13 protein-coding genes and 1 tRNA gene are annotated in these 15856 nt (G+C 32.4%); 1 reads left to right on the forward strand and 13 read right to left on the reverse strand.

The annotated features are described in order from the left end of the window. Positions 1-62: 62 nt before the first annotated feature. Positions 63-2120, forward strand: a complete 2058-nt coding sequence (locus tag AB3G34_RS04595) for a hypothetical protein (protein ID WP_369753586.1) — start codon at positions 63-65, stop codon at positions 2118-2120. Between the two features lie 136 nt (positions 2121-2256). Here the strand turns inward: AB3G34_RS04595 and AB3G34_RS04600 are convergent, their stop codons facing one another. From AB3G34_RS04600 to AB3G34_RS04660, 13 genes are all read right to left on the reverse strand, one after another. Beyond that, positions 2257-3516 carry a site-specific integrase gene (locus AB3G34_RS04600; RefSeq protein WP_369753587.1) on the reverse strand — a complete coding sequence of 420 codons (1260 nt, stop codon included), beginning with the start codon at positions 3514-3516 and terminating at the stop codon, positions 2257-2259. A gap of 258 nt (positions 3517-3774) precedes the next feature. Continuing rightward, positions 3775-3862: transfer RNA gene (locus AB3G34_RS04605), tRNA-Ser, on the reverse strand. Between the two features lie 166 nt (positions 3863-4028). Then, positions 4029-5162, reverse strand: a complete 1134-nt coding sequence (gene ribB, locus AB3G34_RS04610; protein WP_367769201.1) for a 3,4-dihydroxy-2-butanone-4-phosphate synthase — start codon at positions 5160-5162, stop codon at positions 4029-4031. 9 nt (positions 5163-5171) lie between these two features. Further along, complete coding sequence (locus AB3G34_RS04615; protein ID WP_367769203.1) at positions 5172-6611, reverse strand: LptF/LptG family permease; 1440 nt, start codon at positions 6609-6611, stop codon at positions 5172-5174. An 8-nt stretch (positions 6612-6619) separates the two neighbouring features. Beyond that, complete coding sequence (locus AB3G34_RS04620) at positions 6620-7261, reverse strand: outer membrane lipoprotein carrier protein LolA (protein WP_367752519.1); 642 nt, start codon at positions 7259-7261, stop codon at positions 6620-6622. A gap of 4 nt (positions 7262-7265) precedes the next feature. Then, entirely contained in the window at positions 7266-9701 is a 2436-nt protein-coding gene (locus AB3G34_RS04625; protein WP_369753588.1) for a DNA translocase FtsK, read from the reverse strand. A 17-nt stretch (positions 9702-9718) separates the two neighbouring features. Next, positions 9719-10093 (reverse strand): diacylglycerol kinase family protein, encoded by a 375-nt coding sequence (locus AB3G34_RS04630; RefSeq protein WP_367769209.1) that lies wholly within the window; start codon positions 10091-10093, stop codon positions 9719-9721. Positions 10094-10103: 10 nt separating this feature from the next. Continuing rightward, the gene (gene tpx / locus AB3G34_RS04635) at positions 10104-10601 is read right to left on the reverse strand and encodes a thiol peroxidase (protein ID WP_369753589.1); all 498 of its coding nucleotides are present in this window, start codon (positions 10599-10601) and stop codon (positions 10104-10106) included. 186 nt (positions 10602-10787) lie between these two features. After that, on the reverse strand, positions 10788-11045 hold the full coding sequence (locus AB3G34_RS04640) for a hypothetical protein (protein WP_367752527.1): 258 nt from the start codon (positions 11043-11045) through the stop codon (positions 10788-10790). Positions 11046-11172: 127 nt separating this feature from the next. Further along, a complete protein-coding gene (locus AB3G34_RS04645) occupies positions 11173-11481 on the reverse strand; it encodes a thioredoxin family protein (RefSeq protein ID WP_367769214.1) in 309 nt (102 codons plus the stop codon). Positions 11482-11639: 158 nt separating this feature from the next. Then, on the reverse strand, positions 11640-12278 hold the full coding sequence (locus tag AB3G34_RS04650) for a peroxiredoxin (protein WP_367752531.1): 639 nt from the start codon (positions 12276-12278) through the stop codon (positions 11640-11642). Positions 12279-12470: 192 nt separating this feature from the next. Then, positions 12471-13928: a Na+/H+ antiporter NhaC gene (gene nhaC / locus AB3G34_RS04655; RefSeq protein WP_369753590.1), complete on the reverse strand. Its 1458-nt coding sequence runs from the start codon at positions 13926-13928 to the stop codon at positions 12471-12473. Between the two features lie 211 nt (positions 13929-14139). Next, a complete protein-coding gene (locus AB3G34_RS04660) occupies positions 14140-15738 on the reverse strand; it encodes a glycoside hydrolase family 3 protein (RefSeq protein WP_369753591.1) in 1599 nt (532 codons plus the stop codon). Positions 15739-15856 lie beyond the last annotated feature (118 nt).

Here is a 15856-nt window from a genome sequence, read left to right on the forward strand (position 1 = left end):
TAATGATTAGATATACTCAAAAAGTAAAAGTTAAATTCTAAATTTGAAACAAATGTTTTTTTATGCTACAAACGCAGTCTTCTACAAATTTGAGAAATAGGGTAAATAAATTACACTTACCTAAGACAAAACCATTGCTTCCATTATTTGAGATTGTAAGTAATTCTATACATGCAATTGATGAAAAAAAGCTCATAGATTATACATTGACGGGCTTGATATCTATTAAGGCTATTAGAAATGGCGAAGAAGCAGCATTAATGCAGGTTTCGGATATAGAACAATATCCAATAAATTCTTTTATCATTGTTGACAATGGAATAGGACTAAATGATGACAATTTTGTTTCATTTCAAGAATTTGATAGTGAAAAAAAGTTAGACATTGGTGGAAAAGGTATAGGAAGATTAGTGTGTTTAAAAGCATTTAAAAAATTAATTATTGATAGTATTTATATAGAAAAGGATGAATTTCGATATAGGAAATTTGAGTATAAAAAATCAAAGGACGGTTTTGATAATTATGCAGATGTAAAAAGTGATAAAAGTGTATCAGGCACAAAAATTACTTTGTGTGAATATGAAAATGAATTCCAAAAACAAACTCCTAATTCTTCGCGCGAGATTGCTAGGCAGATTATCACGCATTTTCAACTTTATTATATTCAAGGAAAGCAGCCTGAAATAATAATAAAAAATCAAGACAATGCTGAAATTAACTTGACAAAGTTATTTAATCAAGAATTTGAAAAGGAAATTTTGCAGAAGGATTTTTATATAGAAGGAAATAAGTTTTCAGTATATATTTCGAAATCATTTACGGCCAAAAGTCATAAGTTACATTTTTGTGCGCACGAAAGGACAGTAAGAGAAGAAGGTTTGTCAAAATATATTTCTGATTTTAAAAATGTAATTAAAAATGCTTTAGAGGAAGGCTTCTATTTTCAAGTATTCGTCGTTGGTGAATTTCTTAATAAAAATGTAAATGAGGAACGGACTAGCTTTAACTTTTTAATTGAAGATGATAGTGAAGAATTTGATACTCAAGAAGTTTCATTGGCAAAAATCAGAAAAGGAGCATTGCAAGTGATTGAAGAATTATTAAGTGTTTTACTTAGTAAAGTAAGAAAAGAGAAGTTAGATGTTTACTTACCAATTATAGCAAAGGAATTTCCTAACTACAACACCGTTGTCAATCATAATAGAGAAAAAGTAGAAAAACTTCCTGCTGGATTGAACAAGAATGAATTAGATATCAAATTATATGAAATAGAATCAGAATGGAGAAAAAAAGTTAAAGAAGATGGCTTAGACATTATAGAAAAAAAGAAAGATGTTACCTCGCTTGAACAATATAAGGCCTTGTATGAAAAATTTTTACTTGAGTTTAATGAAATTGGTCAATCTGACTTAGCTAGATATGTTATTCATAGAAGGTCTGTAATCGATTTACTGGATAATTTGTTAGGTTGGGACGATGATAAAAAGTTCATTGATGAAGATACAATTCATAGTTTGTTTTTTCCAATTAGAGAAACCGGACAAACAGTTGTTTCGGAAAAACAAAACTTGTGGCTTCTTGATGAAAGATTGACTTTTAATTCGCTTCTTGCATCAGATAAATTATTTAAACAAGTAAGTTCATTAAATTCTGATTCTAGAGAGAGAGTAGATCTAATTATTAAAAAAGAAGAAGTTTTCGATAAAGCCACATTGTTTTCAGAGAGTAAAACGCCATTTGAGTCATTTACGATTGTTGAATTTAAAAAGCCTGGAAGAAATGATTATGTTTATGGTGATCCCGCAAAAGATCCAACATTTCAAGTAAGGAGATACATAAGAGAAACTATCGATGGGAATACTAAGATTAAAGGTAGACCAATAGAAGCCAAAAATAATACCCCTTTTTACTGCTATATCGTTGCTGATATAACTGAAACTTTACTATATATTTTATCAGAAGAAAGCTATACTCCAACCGCAGATGGAATGGGTTATTTTAAGTTTTACGATACGGCCCATTATAAAGCTTACATAGAAGTATTACCATTTACTAAAGTTATAAATGATGCAAAACAAAGGAATCGCATTCTTTTCGATAAATTAAACTTAACATTGTAATTTTACTTTTTATGTTTTTTCTTATGTGTTCAAGTAGCTTTTGAAACTTAGAACAGATAGATTGCTTTATTTGATTGTTATTTCAGACAAAATTGACTTACTTGTTTGAAATAACAAACATGTAGACTAATGATTCTCAAAGGCCACTTCGTGAATTAGTTCCATTCGAGACATTCTGTTTAAAATTACCCAATTTAGATTTTAATAACTCCATATCCTCACTCACTTTTTTATCTAATATTTTAGCATAGTGCTGCGTAGTTCTTATGTTTTTATGTCCTAGCATTTTACTCACACTTTCTATGGGTACACCATTCGTAAGTGTTACAGTCGTCGCAAAAGTATGTCGGGCAATGTGAAATGTTAGTTCTTTTTCGATTTCACAAACACCTGCAATTTCTTTTAAATAGGCATTCATTTTTTGATTGCTCAAAATAGGAAGCAGTTTGTTTTGATTGCAACTTTCTGGATGGTCCTCATATTTATCAATGATCATTTGTGTAATTGGAAGGATTGGAATTTTTGAAGCTGCTTCTGTTTTCTGACGGTGGGTGAATATCCATTTCTCCCCATCGATTCCAAGGCTTATATGCGATTTTGTTAAGTTTTTGACATCAATGTATGCTAAACCTGTAAAGCAGCTAAAAAGGAAGATATCCCGCACTAGTGATAATCGTTCTGTTTTGAAATCTTTGTTGATTATATTTTGGATTTCGTCTTCGGATAAATAGACTCTTTCTACTTCTTTGACTTTCGATTTGTAGTTGGCAAACGGATTTCTTTCTATCCAATGGTTAGCTATGCAAATCTTGATTATTTTATTGAAGTTCTTGATGTATTTTACGGCAGTGTTATTGGCGCAATTACGAACGCTTCTTAGATAGAATTCATAATCTGTAATGAAAGCATGATCTATTTTGTTAATGTCTATATCTGAAGCCTTGTATTTCCATTGCAGGAAGTCGATAGTATGCTTTAGAGAGGTGGTATAGCGCTCTAATGTTCCTGGTGCATATTCTTTACCAACCAATTCTTTGATTTTGTTGTTGTGATCCTTGAAAATGGGGATAAGCATTCGTTGGTTGTCGTTGAGATCAAAAATTTCATTCTTTAGATTTTCAGAAGTTATAATAATATCCTTTTTGTATAATTTTTTCTCAGCTTCTAAAATTTTAGATTTTAAATATTCAAGGTGACTGTTTATTGAACGAGTCTCTTCATTGTTTCCCTTCACTTTAGATCCTTCATTTGACCATTTCTCAGGATTAACAAATTTGTTGCTACTAAATTCAAATCGTTTAGATTGTACTGTGACACGTACATAAATAGGGCAGATGCCATCATTATTGACTTTTGATCTCTTTATATAAAAGAGAACGGATACGGCTGTGTTCATGGTTGGTGACCTTTTAGTTATTATTAAATTTAAACTTTGTAATACTTTCAAACAAGATGTTCAAATAGTGAAAAGGTATTTGAACAAATGTTGAACTGGTAACTTTTGAGATAGGTGTCACTTAAAAAATATAATTTCAGTGACACCTCAAAAGACACCTAAGTTTTGAGATTTAATGAATAATTTGATTTGCCGTAAATGAAAAAACCCTCCTAAATCATAAGATTTAGAAGGGTTTGCTTCGTTTAGTATTTCTACTGGCGGAGAAAGAGGGATTCGAACCCCCGGACCTGTTACAGTCAACAGTTTTCAAGACTGCCGCATTCGACCGCTCTGCCATTTCTCCAGTCTGTGCTATCATTTGCTGATTGCGAGTGCAAATATAAGCACTCTTTTCGGTTTACAAAAACAATTTTGATAAAAATTTTAGTTGTTTTTGAAAGTATTTTTTAATTGTTTCATTTCCTTTGATTTAGATAAAAATTATTTTTCAGAAATAAAACAAATAAACACTAATAGCTGACGTATTCTGTTATTTCAAGACCGTAACCAATCATTCCAACACGTTTTCCTTGCTCGGTATTAGAGACCAAACGAATCTTAGAAATGTCTATATCGTGAAGAATTTGGGCTCCAATACCAAAATCTTTGCTGTCAATCTTAATTTTTGGTGCTTTTATTTCTCCTGTTGCTTGTAATGTTTTTAACTCAGCCAAACGATTTAATAAATTTACCGATTGCATATCCTGATTAATAAAGATTACAGCGCCTTTTCCTTGCTCGTTAATGACTTTAAACATATCATCCAATTGTTGGTCTGCATTATTAGTCAAAGTGCCTAATAAGTCATTATTTACTTGAGACGAATTGATTCTTGTTAAAACAGCCTCGCCTAAATTCCAATTCCCTTTTGTCAAAGCAATATGAATTTGTTTGTTGGTAGTTTGTTCGTAAGCGCGTAGACGGAAAGTTCCAAAACGGGTTTGAATATCAAAATCATCTTTTTTTACAATCAAACTGTCATGTTGCATTCTGTATGCAACAAGTGCTTCGATAGAAACTAATTTCAAATCAAATTTTTTCGCCACTTTTACTAATTGTGGTAATCTCGCCATTGTACCATCCTCATTCATGATCTCTACGATAACCCCTGCCGATTTAAATCCAGCTAGTCTAGCAAAATCAATTGCAGCTTCAGTATGACCAGTTCGTCTTAGTACACCACCTTGTTTTGCAATTAAAGGGAATATATGACCGGGTCTTGCTAAATCATGTGGTTTTGTATTAGAATCGATAAGTGATAAAACGGTTTTGGCTCTATCTGCAGCAGATATTCCTGTAGTTACGCCGTTTCCTCTTAAATCTACTGAAACAGTAAAGGCCGTTTCCATTGGATCCGTATTATTGGTAACCATTACATGCAATCCTAATTCTTTACAACGACTTTCGGTTAATGGAGCGCATATTAATCCACGTCCATGTGTAGCCATAAAGTTGATCATTTCTGGAGTTACCTTTTCGGCAGCAGCCAAGAAATCACCTTCATTTTCTCTGTCTTCATCATCAACAACAATGATTATTTTTCCTTGACGGATATCTTCAATTGCTTCTTCAATTGTATTGAGGTGTATTTTATTTTTGACCATGATTGGTTTTTATTTTTTAGAGGGAAATAATTTTTTAAATATTTTTTGAATGGGGGATAATATCACATCCATGTTTATTAATCCAATATCATTTGTGGCCCTATAGGTTAATAATATGGCTAATGGGGTAAGAATAAAGGACGACATCCAGGCTCCCATAAAAGGAGACATTCCGTTTTCTTGGGCTATTCTTTTTCCAAAAGTATTTATAAAGTGAAAGGATATGAATATTAATACAGCAAAGATGATTGGAAGTCCAAGTCCCCCTTTTCTGATGATGGCACCTAGTGGAGCACCTATAAAAAACATCATCAAACAGGCGTATGCAATTACAAACTTATCATAGAATGCCAGCACGTGATTGTTGATGTTTTTTTGTTTGTTTTCCAAATTTACTTTGGTAGCATCAATTGAATAATTGGTGCTAACGACATTGCTGCTTGCAATTTTTAAAATTTCTGATTTTTGTTCATTGGTATACAAGGACAAAATGTTATCAGGTATTTTTTTGCTTTTTGGCTCCGCTTTATCATTATAAATGTTATTACTTGATATTCCAGTTCTTAGATTTATATTTTCAGAATAAGAAATAATCTCCGTTTTATAATTTTTTTTCAAAGAATCCAAAGTATAGTTTAACTCACTTAAAGTCAACATCGTATTTGTGTTGGCGATATTGTTTTCGTCAACGTTAACCTTGTTCAATTGTGATAAATCAATATTGATGGTGTATTTTTTAAAAGAGCTTTTCGCAAATGGTAATTTGTTTCGATCTTCATATTTTTTAGGAATCAGATCTTCATAATAATTTCCGTTGTTGAGTACCAGTTGTAGAATACTGGATTTTTCGCTACTAATCAGTTCACCATCTCTTGCCTTGATTACGGTTTTGCTACCATCACCAATATTTGATTTTTTATGAATAGTAATTCCCGTTAAAGTATTTCCGTCTTTCCCTGATTTTTTATTTACCTTAATGTTGTAAAAACCAACATCGCTAAACTGGCCTTCAGTAATTGCCATTGCAGGTTTTACTTGTGCAATGTTTTTTCTAAAGTTTATAAATTTATATTCGGCATACGGAATCACATTATTAGCAAAAAAGAAGGCAACCACACTGAGTAACAAAATAAAAATAGTCAAGCCTCTCATGGCTCTTTGTAGTGAAATCCCTGAAGATTTCATTGCAGCAAATTCATAATTTTCGGCTAGGTTTCCGAAACTCATGATAGACGCTAGCAAAATAGATAAGGGTAATACCAACGGTATGATTCGAGGCATCGAGAATAAAAGAAATTTTATTACTAATGCGAAATCTAAATCCTTACCAGCTAGTTCCGCTATGAATAGCCAAACTGTTTGCAGTATGAATATAAAAAACAAGATTACAAATACCGTAGCAAATGTAATCAAGAATGTTTTTAATAAGTATTTGTCAAGAATTTTCACCTAATAATTTAATCTAATTTATTGATGTAGTAATTTGGATATTTACTTTCGGCAAAGATAAATTGATTTTTTGACAAAGGTTGGTTGGTTTTAAAAGAATTAACGGTTAAAGTAGTTTTTGTTCCTTTTTTACCCATTTCAATCAAATTATAGATGTGTTTTGTTTGCACATCAATCCCCAATAGGATTTCTTTTCTTTGATCTCTTGAATTGGTAGGAATCAATTTGATATATTGAATTTTTCGTCCTCTTACATCTTGCAATGCATCCATTGAATACCTGTAGCCACTATTGAAAAAAGTAAGCATTTTTGAAGGAGTAATGGCACTATCGTCTTTTTCATTTACATTTGAAATAGTAATTTCTTCATCTTCAGGAACAATAGTATACGTTTTTCTTCCATCAAAAATCTTGGTAATTCCCATGAAATTCAACACATATTGGTTGTTTTTCATCGTTACATTTCCTTTACTGTCTTGATTGATATTTTCTTTTGCGTTATTTAAAGAATATTTAAAATCAATTACAATATTATCATAACTTTTTACTTTTGCAGTCACTTGATCTAAAAGGTCTTTTGCCTTTTTGTCTTGTGCTTGTATCGAAAAGCTAAAAAGAAATATAAATGCAATTTGAATAAATGTTTTCATAATTTTAATTATTTTGTTCATTGTTAAAAAATTGATCAAGAGAACTCATGTCTAGAATGTTAACACTACGTGCTTTACTTCCTTCAAAGGGTCCTACAATTCCAGCTGCCTCAAGTTGATCAATTAATCGGCCGGCTCTGTTGTAACCCAATTTTAGTTTTCTTTGTAACAATGATGCTGAGCCTTGTTGTGCATTCACAATGATTTCGGCCGCTTCTCTAAACAAAGTATCTCTATCGGATATATCCATATCAAGATTAATGCCACTTTCCTCTCCCACAAACTCAGGAAGTAAATAAGCGGTAGCATATGCCTTTTGTGAACCTATAAAATCAGTTATTTTTTCTACTTCAGGTGTATCAATAAAAGCACACTGTACGCGGACTACATCATTCCCATTGGTGTAAAGCATGTCTCCACGTCCAATCAGTTGATCTGCTCCTTGGGTGTCCAAAATTGTTCTTGAATCTATCTTCGATGTTACTCGAAAAGCGATTCTAGCAGGAAAGTTGGCTTTTATCAAACCTGTAATTACATTTACTGACGGTCTTTGAGTGGCAATAATTAAATGGATTCCAATAGCACGTGCCAATTGAGCCAAACGAGCAATAGGTACTTCAACCTCTTTTCCTGCTGTCATAATCAAATCGGCAAATTCATCCACCACCAAAACGATGTAAGGTAAAAAACGGTGTCCATTTTCAGGATTTAATTTTCTAGCTTTGAATTTATCATTGTATTCTTTGATGTTACGGACCATAGCATCTTTTAATAAAGAATAGCGATTGTCCATTTCCACACAAAGAGAATTCAAAGTGTTTACTACTTTAGCATTATCTGTAATAATTGCATCATCAGTATCAGGAAGTTTAGCGAGGTAATGTCTTTCAATTTTATTAAATAAAGTTAGCTCTACTTTTTTAGGGTCAACCAAAACAAATTTAACTTCTGCTGGATGTTTTTTGTATAATAATGAAGTAAGAACTGCATTTAAACCAACAGATTTTCCTTGTCCAGTAGCACCTGCCATCAATAAATGGGGCATTTTGGCTAGATCGACAACAAATGTTTCGTTAGAAATTGTTTTTCCTAAAGCAATTGGCAACTCCATTTCGGCTTCTTGAAATTTAGCGGAACCAATAACACTTTTCATAGAAACCATAGTTGGATTCTTATTTGGAACTTCGATACCTATTGTTCCTTTTCCAGGAATAGGAGCAATGATACGAATCCCTAATGCCGATAGTGATAAAGCAATATCGTCTTCTAGGTTTTTAATTTTCGAAATTCTAATTCCAGCCTCTGGAACTATTTCATATAAAGTTACCGATGGTCCAACAGTTGCTTTAATTTGTGCAATCTCAATTTTGTAATTGCGTAATGTATCAACAATTCGATTTTTATTTTCTTCTAATTCTTCCTGATTGATTGTGATTCCTCCAGTTGAATATTCTTTTAATAAATCGATTGTTGGGTATTTGTAATTGGATAAATCCAAAGTAGGATCAAATAGTCCAAAGTCAGAAACCAATCTTGAAGCTAGATTTTCTTCGATAAGATCTTCCTCTGGTGCTGTTTCAACAACAAAGGTATCTAAAGGTATTTCTTCAATAGGTTTGGATTGAACTGGATTTGGTTTCAAAACAGGGTCCAAATTGATTTCGGAAGAATGTGAAATGGTTGGTTTCAATGCTTCTTTATTAATTTCGAATTGGGACGCTTTTGGTTTTAATTCGATATTTTCTAATCCATTTTCTTCAGCAACGGCAAACTCTTCTAGGTTGTAAGCACTTTCACCTTTAGTTGTTGGAGCTGTGTTTAAATCCGTTTTTATTTCTTTTTTGGTATTTTCAAAAAAGGACATGATTTTTTCAGGCGATAATTTAATTTTAAAAATCACATAAATAATCAGCCCAAAAAGTAAAGTAAGTAGGGTTCCTGTTTTTCCAATATAATCTTGTAAAAATAAATTCAATTCGTACCCTACTGTTCCTCCCAGTTCAGGTAATGATGTGGCAAAAAAACCAAATAATATAGAAACAATGATAAGGGCAAATAAATCCCAAAACCAAATTCCTTTCAATTTTCTAGCTGAGATACCTACAATTAAATAAATACCTGTTAAGAAAAACAAACGGACAAATAGGAAGGAAGCCAAACCAAAACCTCTATAAACAATAAAATCAGCTAAATAAGCACCAAATTTTCCTAACCAATTTTGGACAACTTCAGAGCGATCTGTCAGTTGAGAAACGGCACTTTGATCTTCTTGTCCATGGAGGTAAAAGGAAATAAAAGCAACTAGTAAAGCTATAGAAAATAATATAAGTAAACTCCCCAAAACAATTTTGTGTTGTTTCGTTAATTCCCATGATTTTCCAACTTTAGTTTTTGGATTACTCTTCTTGTCTACAGGTTCTTTTTTTGTTGTTTTTGCCATTCTGGGTTGTCTTATGCCTATAGAAATCGAGGCATGTATATGATTAAACCGATTATTATTGCTGTAATAGCTGCAAAAAATACAGCACCAGCAGCAATGTCTTTTATGAAACCAATTCTTTCATGATAATTAGGATGAATAAAATCTGCTATTTTTTCTACAGCAGTATTTAATCCTTCAATGCTCATTACTAAACCGATGGCCATAGTTTGAAAAAGCCATTCTGTTGATGAAATACCAAAGTAAAAACCAGCAACAGTCAACAAGATTCCAAGGGAAAATTGAACCATTATACTGTGTTCCGTACTAATTAATTTTACTGCTCCTTTGAAAGCATAAGTAACGCTTTTTAATCTTCCCGTAAAGAAAGTATTGTCTTTTTGAAACTCCATTAATTTCTTATTATAGTACTGCTAATGCAGCTTCGTAATTTGGTTCATCAGCAATTTCGCCAACTTGTTCTGTATGAAGGATAGTTCCATCAGCATCCGTTACTATAAGTGCTCTAGAGTGTAAACCAGCCAATGGACCGTCAACAATTTCTAAACCATTTGCTTTACCAAAATCTCCTGCTTGAAAGTCAGATAAGTTAACAACATTTTCAATTCCTTCAGCTCCACAAAAACGTTTTTGAGCAAATGGTAAATCTCTTGAAATACATAAAACAGCTGTGTTGTCTAATTTTGCTGCACTTTCGTTAAATTTTCTAACAGATGTTGCACAAGTTCCTGTATCTATACTAGGGAAAATATTAAAGACTAATTTTTTTCCAGCAAAACTAACTAATGAAGCTACTGAAAGGTCGTTTTGTATTAATTTGAAATCAGCTAATTTAGTTCCTACTTTTGGTAATTCACCTGATGTATGTATTGGATTTCCTCCTAATGTAATTGAAGCCATTTTTTTTGTTTTTTGTTAAGGTTCAAAAGTATGAAAATTATTTAAGAATTAGGTTTTAAGCGCTAAGATTTTAGAACAATTGCAAACTGTTGTACCCGAATGTCTTTTAGGGACAATATCTTTTAAACAAAAAAAACGCACTTATTTCTAAGTGCGTTTTTTTGATTATTTTGTAAAGAATTGATTTTATTTATCTATAGAACCTAGTACTCTTTTCATAAAAGTGTTTAGTGCTTCTTTTTTATCAGTCCCATTTTTAATCATTTTGTGTACTTCAATAGCGCCGTACATATTCGAAATTAGTTCTCCTATAACATCTAATTCTTCGTCTTTCAATGAAGGAATCTCTGTCATTGCTTCTAGAACATCAATCGTTTCTATGATATAATCTTGATCGTTATCTTCTATAAATTGGGTGAGATGCTTTATTACAGGTAATTTCATTTTTTTCTTTTAGTTTAAGGTTTAAAGTTTTAAAAGTTTAAAGTTTTAGCTTGTTTGGAAATTGTTATTGCGCTTAATAGTAAACAGGTTGACAAAATCTGGAAGCGATAAAATTTAAACAAAAAATTTAAACAATTTCATTCACTAATTCAATTAGTACTTCTTGTTTATTTGTTTGCGTTTCATTTACCAGTTTACCGTCAACAAAAGTTGCAAAAGTTGGTAAGTTACTCACGTTAGCTAGTTTTCTTGATTCTGGTGAATTTTCGGCATCTACTAGTACAAAAGTGATTGCTTCATTTTCAGTCGCTAATTTTTTAAATTTTGGTTTCATGATTCGGCAATTACCACACCATGAAGCCGAAAATTGCACAACAACTTTATTGTTTTGGTTTACTAAATCAGCTAAAGTATCTTCGGTTAAATCGATTAACATATGTTTTTTTTTAGGTTCAAAGTTGCAGAGATGCAAAGTTGCAAAGGTTTTTATTGAGTCTGAAAGTTGAATAGTTACAAAGTCTCAAAGTTTTAGAAACTTTGTAACTCAGCTACTCAAGAGCTTTGCAACTTTGAGACTTTGTAACTCCTAAGAAATTAGTTTAAGCTTAAGTATTCAGCAGTACTTTTTCTGTCAGCACTCATTGCTTCTTTACCAGCTTCCCAGTTTGCAGGGCAAACTTCACCTTTTTCTTGAATATGAGTATAGGCATCAACCATACGTAAGTATTCGTTTACGTTACGACCTAATGGCATATCGTTAACACTTTCGTGGAAAATTTTCCCAGTTTCGTCAATTAAGTACGTCGCTCTAAAAGTAACATTAGATCCTTCGATCATAACTGAATCAGTTTCTTCACTATATTCAGTTGAATCAATATCAAGGATACCTAAGATGTTAGATAAGTTTCTGTTCGTATCTGCAAGAATTGGGTAAGTAACACCTTCAATTCCACCGTTGTTTTTTGGAGTATTTAACCAAGCAAAGTGTACTTCGTTTGTATCACATGAAGCACCAATTACAATTGTATTTCTTTTTTCAAATTCAGGCAAAGCCGCTTGAAAAGCGTGTAGTTCTGTTGGGCAAACAAAAGTAAAGTCTTTTGGGTACCAAAATAATAATACTTTTTTGTTGTTTTTTGTAGCTTCTTCGAAAATGTTGATTTTCATGTTGTCTCCCATTTCTGAGATAGCATCAACTGCAATACTTGGGAATTTTTTTCCTACTAATGACATAATTCTATTTTTATTATTAATTTTTTGATGGTGCAAAAGTAGGGAATAACAGAGGTTATGAGTAATCAATTTCAATTATAAATTTTTATATAGTAATAGTTTTTGATTATTAATATAAACCAAAAAACCATAACTAATAGTTAGTCATGGTTTTAGTGTTTTTTATATTAAAATAGTTAAAGTGTTTTTTTACTAATTTTTTTTATCAGTTGCTAATTGTCTAATTTTAATATTGAAAGCGGCAAAAATTAAGGTCATAAAAGGGCTTAGAATATTAAAGAAAGCATACGGTAAATAATCAAACGTTGAAACACCTAATGTTCCTGATTGATAGGCACCGCAAGTATTCCACGGGATTAATACGGATGTAACAGTACCAGAATCTTCTAGTGTTCTACTTAAATTTTCGGGTGCTAAACCTTTATTTTTATACGCTTTCGCAAACATTTTTCCAGGAACTACAATAGCTAAATATTGATCGGAAGCAGTGATGTTCAGTGCCAAACAACTTCCTACAGTGGAGGCAAAAAGTCCAAACGTTGTATGTGCTAATTTCAATAAGGTCTGACTAATTCTGGCCAAAGCGCCAATTGCATCCATGATTCCGCCAAAAACCATAGCACAAAGAATCAACCAAATCGTTCCTAACATTTTTTGCATGCCACCTGAGGTGAACAGATCAGCCAAAGTTTTATTCTCCGTAGGGATAATTATTTTGCCAGTAATGGCATCCATCACAGCTTTGTATGCTGATTTAAATGTCATAGCTTCCACACCCGCAATTTGATTTAAAATATGTGGTTGAAAGATAATTGCAAAGACTGCGGCCAATAATGTTCCTGCCAAAAGCGCAATTAACGGCTCCGTTTTTTTAATGATTAGTCCAATAACAATAGCAGGAACTAAAAATAACCATGCCGATACGGTAAAAGTACCTTCAATATCATTTAATAGGCTAGCAATATTTACATCTCCTTTAATATCAATAGTTAATCCTAAAATAATGAATAGAATTAAGGTGATAATGTAAGTTGGAATAGTAGTTAATGTCATGTATCGAATGTGAGTAAACAAATCGGTTCCAGCCATTGCAGGGGCAAGGTTAGTTGTATCTGACATGGGGGAAAGTTTGTCTCCAAAATAAGCTCCTGATATTACTGCACCAGCCACCATTCCTAAATCAAAACCTAAGGCACCACCCACGCCTATTAAAGCAATACCCACAGTGGCACTGGTGGTCCAAGAACTTCCTGTGGCAATAGATATAATGGAACAAATAATTAAAGTAGCAGGTAAAAAGATAGCAGGACTTAATATTTGTAAACCATAATAAATCATAGAGGGGATAATACCACTCACGAGCCATGTTCCTGCCAATGCACCAACCATAAGTAATATGAGGATAGCACCTACCGTAGATTTAATATTCTCGGCAACTTCCTCCATCATTTTTTGATAGGTCACTTTATTGAAAAAACCAACAATAGCAGCAACGGCAGCACCTAATAATAAAACAAATTGATTGCTTCCGCTTAAGGCTTCGTCACCATAAACCGATACATTATAACCCAAAAGTAAGATAAGAGCAAGAACTGGAATTAAGGCTTCTGTTATTGATAATTCTTTGTTTCTAATGATTTTTGTATCCATTCTATAGTGTTTGAGTTTGCAATATAGATAAAAAAAGAGGCATTAACCTAACTTCACTTTTTGTGGATAACATGGTTTTGAGGATATCAATGTTGTTTTTTAATAATCAAAAAATAACATTGATTTTGTTTTAATATCGATGGTTTTAATTGAATTTTATTCGAATAATTCATTGTAAAAAAGCAGATTTTATTCGATTCTAAAAATCAAACTAAATTCCTTCAATATGCACTGGCAGAGTTCCTTTACAGTCTAGATTCTCTATTAATTGTAATGCTGCGCTTTCTTGAAATTCCTTAAAATCTTGGTAGACTTGTACAAGTCCAATCGCTGAAGATATATTTTGAATTACTTGCATTGAATACGGGTTTCCAAAGACATATAATATGCATTTTTTGGACATGAATATTTTTTCTAAAAATTCCAAAACGGCCTTATCAATATCAAAATTATTCATCGGTTTTGCTTTTAGAACAAATAATGCAATAAGTAAAGTATCGTAATCACTTAGTTTTTTTTCTAATGCTAATAGCGCTTCTTCTGTGCCTATTTCTATCGCAAATTCTGATGAAGGAATAGAAGTACTTAAAGTCTTAAAAAAGACATTGTCGATAGGTCTATAAAGACTGATTTTAGCTAATTTTCCTTTTTTGGATGCATCCAAAACAATTTCGGTATTGTTGCTGTCTTTGATTTTTGTAATGCTATATTGTGCTATTTTTCGATTTAAAACTGCAGCAGTTTCAAAATCTAAAGTGGTATTAATTTCAGAATTTGAATTTAATATTCCCACTTTTTCTTTGCATTGCATCAGTCGGTTATAACTGGCTTCAATGCGTTCTGGACTAGCATTTTTTAGGATTTCTTGAATTCCTTCGGGAACATTTTCGGCAAAACACAATACATCATTTCCAGCATTAAAGGCTTCCCATTCCAGTTGGCCTTTAATATCATACAGTTTTGATACACTGTGCATGTTCAAGGCATCCGAAATCACTAAGCCATCATATCCTAAATGCTTTCGTAAAAGTTCCTCGATTATGTTTTTCGATAAAGTGGCCGAAGTATCTTTTCCATCATTCAAAGCAGGCACCGCCAAATGACCAATCATGATTGAGTCTACTTGGTTTTCAATTCCTTTAATGAAAGGATATAGTTCATTTTCCAATAATTCATCTAAACTTTCCTTTAAAACGGGTAATCCCAAGTGCGAATCTACATTAGTATTTCCATGACCGGGGAAATGTTTAAGGCAACCTAGTACACCTACATCATTCATTCCACGCAGGTATTCAAGAGCAAAATGAGCTACTTTTTCTTTGTTTTCACCAAAAGAACGGTAGCCAATTACGGGATTATTTGGGTTGTTATTGATGTCCGCTAAAGGTGCTAGATTATAATGAATTCCTACTGATTTTAAATCCAATCCAATTTGTTTTCCTACTTCATAAACCAAGTGTGATTCACTTTCCGGTAAAGCTCCTAAAGTTATAGCATAAGGATATTGCGGTGTTTTTTCTACACGCATGGCCAATCCCCATTCGGCATCAATACTCATCAAAAGTGGCGTAGGAGCACATTTTTGGTAACGAACAATTAAGTCTTTTAAACGTTGGTAACTATCGTCATTAAAAACAATTTTTTTCTTCGTTTCATAGTTGGTTGCTGCACTGGCTCTACTATGAAAAAAAGTCAATCCACCAATGTTGTACTTTGTAATGAGTTGTTCAATTGCCTGAATGTTTTCTTCGGTGTCATTGATGAAAACGGCAGGAAAAAAGAATTGCCCTATTTTTTGTTCTAAAGTCATTTATGAAAATATTTGCTGTTATTTCTTGCCACAGATTCACTGATTTTTTAAAACTAATTAATATTAAAATCAGTGAATTAGTGGCTATTTTTTAAAATCGGCATTTTACCGGGTCTTA

This window comes from Flavobacterium sp. WC2409, from assembly GCF_041200085.1.
GTDB lineage: Bacteria > Bacteroidota > Bacteroidia > Flavobacteriales > Flavobacteriaceae > Flavobacterium.

Bases quoted from the DNA above. Each gene is read 5' to 3' on its own strand.
- AB3G34_RS04595 (WP_369753586.1), top strand. From the start codon at position 63: ATGCTACAAACGCAGTCTTCTACAAATTTGAGAAATAGGGTAAATAAA.
- AB3G34_RS04600 (WP_369753587.1), bottom strand. From the start codon at position 3,516: ATGAACACAGCCGTATCCGTTCTCTTTTATATAAAGAGATCAAAAGTC.
- ribB (WP_367769201.1), bottom strand. From the start codon at position 5,162: ATGGTCAAAAATAAAATACACCTCAATACAATTGAAGAAGCAATTGAA.
- AB3G34_RS04620 (WP_367752519.1), bottom strand. From the start codon at position 7,261: ATGAAAACATTTATTCAAATTGCATTTATATTTCTTTTTAGCTTTTCG.
- AB3G34_RS04625 (WP_369753588.1), bottom strand. From the start codon at position 9,701: ATGGCAAAAACAACAAAAAAAGAACCTGTAGACAAGAAGAGTAATCCA.
- AB3G34_RS04630 (WP_367769209.1), bottom strand. From the start codon at position 10,093: ATGGAGTTTCAAAAAGACAATACTTTCTTTACGGGAAGATTAAAAAGC.
- tpx (WP_369753589.1), bottom strand. From the start codon at position 10,601: ATGGCTTCAATTACATTAGGAGGAAATCCAATACATACATCAGGTGAA.
- AB3G34_RS04640 (WP_367752527.1), bottom strand. From the start codon at position 11,045: ATGAAATTACCTGTAATAAAGCATCTCACCCAATTTATAGAAGATAAC.
- AB3G34_RS04645 (WP_367769214.1), bottom strand. From the start codon at position 11,481: ATGTTAATCGATTTAACCGAAGATACTTTAGCTGATTTAGTAAACCAA.
- AB3G34_RS04650 (WP_367752531.1), bottom strand. From the start codon at position 12,278: ATGTCATTAGTAGGAAAAAAATTCCCAAGTATTGCAGTTGATGCTATC.
- nhaC (WP_369753590.1), bottom strand. From the start codon at position 13,928: ATGGATACAAAAATCATTAGAAACAAAGAATTATCAATAACAGAAGCC.
- AB3G34_RS04660 (WP_369753591.1), bottom strand. From the start codon at position 15,738: ATGACTTTAGAACAAAAAATAGGGCAATTCTTTTTTCCTGCCGTTTTC.